This is a genomic window from Mesorhizobium sp. P2_E10 (assembly GCF_056404235.1).
In genome coordinates, this window is record NZ_JBFUEK010000052.1 from 1 (window position 1) to 901 (window position 901).

A 901-nucleotide genomic window follows, 5' to 3' on the forward strand; every position below is an offset into this window, starting at 1 on the left:
CGGCGGGGCAGCAGAGCGCTTCGCCAACGACGCGACGGGGATTGCAGCTCTTTGGCTGTTCTGCCGCAGCCATGGCGCAGACCACGCGGTGATGGAGGCGTCGGGCGGCTATGAGCGGCTGGGCTTCATGCTTTTGTGGGCGCACGGCATGCCGTGCGCCCTGGTCAATGCCAGAAGCGTACGCCGCTTCGCCGAGGCGATGGGCTATCTGGAGAAGACCGACCGGATCGACGCGGCTGTCATCGCCCATTATAGCGCAGTCAAGAAGACGGTCCCGACGCCACCGCCCAGCACGACCCAGCAGCGGCTTGCTGCGCTGGTTGGGCGGCTCTGCCAGGTTGTCGGCGATGCCACTATCAACAAGCAGCGCAGAAGTGCCGCACGCGATGCCGAGACATGCGCCAGCATCGAGGCCATGCTGACCTTCCTCAAGCGCGAGGAGCGGCGCCTGGAAGGCGAGATCGCCTCGATGATCGACGACGATCCGCTGTGGGCCAAGCTGGGGCAGGCCTTCCGTTCGCTCAAGGGTGTGGCCGGCCGCACCGTCGCTCGCCTGATGGCCGAACTGCCCGAGATCGGCCTCATCTCCAACAAGGCCATCGCCAAGCTGGCAGGCCTCGCCCCAATCGCCAACGACAGTGGCAGGCGCACCGGCAACAGGCATGTGCGTGGCGGACGCACCGGGCCGCGGGGTATCCTCTTCATCGTCGCGGCCATCGTGGCCAAGTTCGATCTCCATCTCAAAGCTTTCGCTCAACGGTTGCAACAGGCGGGAAAACCCAAAATGCTCATCCGCATCGCGCTAGCCAGAAAACTGCTCGTCATTCTCAATGCAAAAGCACGCGACGCGCGAGCCGAGTTCGCCAATGCAACTTGACACCCCAGATAGTCGCTCTCCCCC

At 64.5% G+C, this 901-nt stretch carries 1 protein-coding gene; it reads left to right on the forward strand.

Annotated elements, in window-relative coordinates; translation table 11 throughout:
* A partial coding sequence (locus tag AC1D0N_RS31870) for an IS110 family RNA-guided transposase (protein WP_477250589.1) occupies positions 1 to 877 on the forward strand: 877 nt, incomplete at its 5' end.
* Positions 878 to 901: the final 24 nt, after the last annotated feature.